This is a genomic window from Streptomyces sp. NPDC058955, assembly GCF_042741435.1.
Taxonomy (GTDB): Bacteria; Actinomycetota; Actinomycetes; order Streptomycetales; family Streptomycetaceae; genus Streptomyces.
Genome location: NZ_JBHYKM010000042.1, coordinates 1 through 3,454 on the forward strand (window position 1 = coordinate 1; position 3,454 = coordinate 3,454).

4 protein-coding genes are annotated in these 3,454 nt (G+C 75.6%); 1 reads left to right on the forward strand and 3 read right to left on the reverse strand.

Annotated features, from left to right (window positions below):
• Window positions 1–1,227 (reverse strand): ROK family protein (locus ACFW1I_RS18125; RefSeq protein ID WP_384670773.1); only part of this gene is annotated, 1,227 nt, incomplete at its 3' end.
• A gap of 50 nt (window positions 1,228–1,277) precedes the next feature.
• Window positions 1,278–1,883 carry a TetR/AcrR family transcriptional regulator gene (locus tag ACFW1I_RS18130; RefSeq protein ID WP_384670776.1) on the reverse strand — a complete coding sequence of 202 codons (606 nt, stop codon included), beginning with the start codon at window positions 1,881–1,883 and terminating at the stop codon, window positions 1,278–1,280.
• A gap of 116 nt (window positions 1,884–1,999) precedes the next feature.
• On the opposite strand from ACFW1I_RS18130, the gene ACFW1I_RS18135 reads away from it, so the two are divergent.
• Window positions 2,000–3,154 (forward strand): acyl-CoA dehydrogenase family protein, encoded by a 1,155-nt coding sequence (locus ACFW1I_RS18135; protein WP_384670779.1) that lies wholly within the window; start codon window positions 2,000–2,002, stop codon window positions 3,152–3,154.
• 3 nt (window positions 3,155–3,157) lie between these two features.
• On the opposite strand, the gene ACFW1I_RS18140 is transcribed toward ACFW1I_RS18135, so the two are convergent.
• Window positions 3,158–3,400: a hypothetical protein gene (locus ACFW1I_RS18140; RefSeq protein ID WP_384670781.1), complete on the reverse strand. Its 243-nt coding sequence runs from the start codon at window positions 3,398–3,400 to the stop codon at window positions 3,158–3,160.
• Between the last annotated feature and the right edge of the window lie 54 nt (window positions 3,401–3,454).

Genomic DNA, 3,454 nt, shown 5'->3' on the forward strand with positions numbered 1-3,454 from the left:
GCCGCGAGCGAAGAATTCCGCCAGGGGGAGGATCGCCGCGCCCACCGTGACCGCGTCGGGGCCGAGCGTGCCCATGCCGAGGGTGACCCGCGCCGCCGGGTACGCCAGCGCGTACGCGCGCGCGTGCTCCTCGACCTCCGCCAGGAAGCGCGGGCCGAGCAGCAGCCCGGCCCAGCCGCCGACGAGGATCCGCTCCGGCTGGAAGAGGTTGACGAGGTCGGCGAAACCGGCGCCCAGGTACTCGGCGGTCTCGGCCAGGACGGCGACCGCGGCCGGGTCCGGCGCACCGCCGTCCGCGGGGTACGCCGAGGACGCCAGCGCCGCCAGCCCCGCCTCCTCGCCCGCGCCGGCCGGCGGCTCGCCGCCCGCCTCCCGCCACCGTTCGAGGAGCGCGCCGGCCCCCGCGTACGCCTCCAGGCAGCCCTGGGCGCCGCACCGGCACCGCCGGCCCCGGACCCGTACCTTCAGATGGCCCCACTCCAGCGCCCGCCCGGGGCCGGACGGATCGGTGGTGACGCAGGCGCCGACGCCGGAGCCGAAGAGGACCACGACCGCGCTGGTCGCGCCCCGGCCCGCGCCGAACCACATCTCGGCCTGGCCGAGTGTCCTGGCACCGTTGTCGATCCGGTAGGGCACGCCGGCCGGCAGGTCGACCGCCGCGCGGAGCAGCCGCTCCAGCGGGACCGCGTCCCAGCCGATCGTCTGCCCGTGCACCACCGCCCCGTCCTCCGCCGTCCGCTCGACGATGCCGGGGACGCCGATGCCGACGCCGAGCAGCGCCTCCGCGGGGACGTCCGCCGTGCGCAGCACCTCGGCGATGCCGTCGCGGATGTGGTCGACGACGACCCCGACCTCGTACCGCCCGGCGCCCTGCTCCGAGGGGGCCAAGGGGCGTTCGGCGCGGGCGAGTTCGGTGAGGGTGAGGTCGAAGAGCTCGACCCGGACCCGGGTCTCGCCGACGTCCACGCCGATCATCCGGCCGCTGTCGGGGGCGACCCGCAGCAGGATCCGGGGCCGGCCGCCGGCCGAGTCGACGCTGCCGGCCTCCTCGACGAGCCCCTCGGCGACCAGCTCCGCGACCACGTTGCTGACCGAGCCGGAGCTGAGCCCGGTGGCGGGGCCGAGCGAGAAGCGGCTCAGCGGGCCGTCGAAGTAGAGCCGCCGGAGGACCGCGGTGCGGTTCTCGCGCCGCAGGTCCCGCACGGTCCGGCCGTTCGATCTGGTCACTGGGGCCCCTCGCGGTAGTGGTCGGTCGGGCGGTGCATCCGATGGTCGCCTCAGGACCGGCGCAGCCCGCTGAGCAGCAGCTCGGCCAGCTGGTCGTACGCCTCGGCGTCCGCGAGGCCGGTGGACGCGGCCACCTGCCGGCGCTGGATGCGGACCATCACGGAGGCGATGACGTCGGCGGCGAAGGCCACGTGGACCTCCCGGAAGACGCCGGCGTTGACGCCCTCCTCGATGAGCTGCTGCACCCGGCCGGCGGCGGCCCGGGTGTTCCGCTCGTACACCTCCGCGGCCGGTTCGAACGCGGCCACGTCGTCGAAGAACTGCGGGGAGACCGGCGCCAGCTCGGCGGAGACGGCCCGCAGATAGGCGGCGAGCCGCTCGGCCGGCCCGCTCGCGGCGGCGAGGACCGCCTCGACGCGGGCGGTGGCGCGCCGGAAGAAATGCACGACGGCCGCCCGGACCAGCTGCTCCTTGCTGCCGGCCAGGCCGTACAGGGTGCGCTTGGAGCAGTGCAGCCGGGCGGCGAGGTCGTCCAGGGTCAGCCGGGCGAAGCCCTCGCCGACGAGCAGGGCGACCAGGTCCTCGAAGAGGGCGGAACGGCGCGCCGCTCCGCGCCCCGTGAGCTTCGGGGTGTCGGCGGCGGAGGTCTCGATCACCCGAACAGTATGCCGGGCCACCCGGCCGGAGGGGTTCCCTCCGCGCACGGATGCGCTATTTTTAGCGGTACTGGAGTACCAGTCCAAGTACCACTTTGCGCGCCGATGGAGTCGCCATGGATGTCGACCGCCTGCTCCCCACCCCCGAGGCGGCGGACCTCATCGCCCTCACCCGCGAGATCGCCGACAACGAGCTCTCGCCCCGGGTGGACGCACACGAGGCAGCCGAGACCTATCCCGAGGGGCTCTTCGCCACCCTGGGCCGGGCCGGCCTGCTCGGCCTCGCCTACCCCGAGGAGTACGGCGGCGGCGGCCAGCCGTACGAGGTCTACCTGCAGGTCCTGGAGGAGCTGGCGGCCCGCTGGGCGGCCGTCGCGGTCGCCACCAGCGTCCACACCCTCGCCTGCCACCCGCTGTACGCCTTCGGCACCGACGCGCAGAAGGAGCGCTGGCTCCCGTCGATGCTGGAGGGCCGGCTCGTCGGCGGCTACAGCCTCTCCGAGCCGCAGGCCGGCTCCGACGCCGCCGCCCTCGCCTGCAAGGCGGAGCGCCAGGAGGACGGCAGCGGCTACCGGATCACCGGCACCAAGGCGTGGATCACCCACGGCGGCCGGGCCGGCTTCTACGCCCTCTTCGCCCGCACCGCCCCCGGCGGCCACGGCGTCTCCTGCTTCCTCGCCCCCGGCGAGGCCGAGGGCCTCTCCTTCGGCGCCCCCGAGCGCAAGATGGGCCTCCAGGCGGTCCCCACCACCTCCGCCTTCTGGGACGGCGCCCTCATCGAGGAGGACCGGCTCATCGGCACCGAGGGCCAGGGCCTCCAGATCGCCTTCAGCGCCCTCGACAACGGCCGCCTCGGCATCGCCGCCTGCGCCACCGGCCTGGCCCAGGCCGCCCTGAACGCCGCCGTCGACTACGCCAACGAGCGCACCACCTTCGGCCGCCGGATCGTCGACCACCAGGGCCTCGGCTTCCTCCTCGCCGACATGGCCGCCGCCGTCGACGCGGCCCGCGCCACCTACCTGGACGCGGCCCGCCGCCGCGACCTCGGCCGCCCCTTCAGCCGCCAGGCCAGCGCGGCCAAGCTGATCGCCACCGACACCGCCATGAAGGTCACCACGGACGCCGTCCAGGTCCTCGGCGGCTACGGCTACACCCGCGACTTCCCGGTCGAGCGCTACATGCGCGAGGCGAAGATCATGCAGATCTTCGAAGGCACCAACCAGATCCAGCGCCTGGTCATCAGCCGGGGGCTGGCGCGTCCGGAGAAGTAGTGGTCAGGCGCGGTCCAGGTAGGCCGTGAGGGCGGGGTCGGGGGAGTAGCGGGCGCCGGCGCGGTGGCGCAGGGCCTCGTCGAGGCGGCGGAGGGCCGGGCGGGGGTCCTCCGAGGCGTCGAACTCCAGCCTCATGGCGCCGTCCCACCCGTCCTTCCCGGCGAAGCCGACCGGGACGGTCAGGCCCGCGCGGGGGCGGATCGCGGCGGGGAGCGTCCCCCGGCGGCCGCCCCGGGGCCTGGACATGGGGGGGCGGGCGGGGGGTCGGGGGTCGGTCCGCCCCCCCCAAGGACCCTGTCG

Coding starts and splice junctions, on each gene's coding strand:
- ACFW1I_RS18140 (WP_384670781.1), bottom strand. CDS start 3,400: ATGTCCAGGCCCCGGGGCGGCCGCCGGGGGACGCTCCCCGCCGCGATC.
- ACFW1I_RS18135 (WP_384670779.1), top strand. CDS start 2,000: ATGGATGTCGACCGCCTGCTCCCCACCCCCGAGGCGGCGGACCTCATC.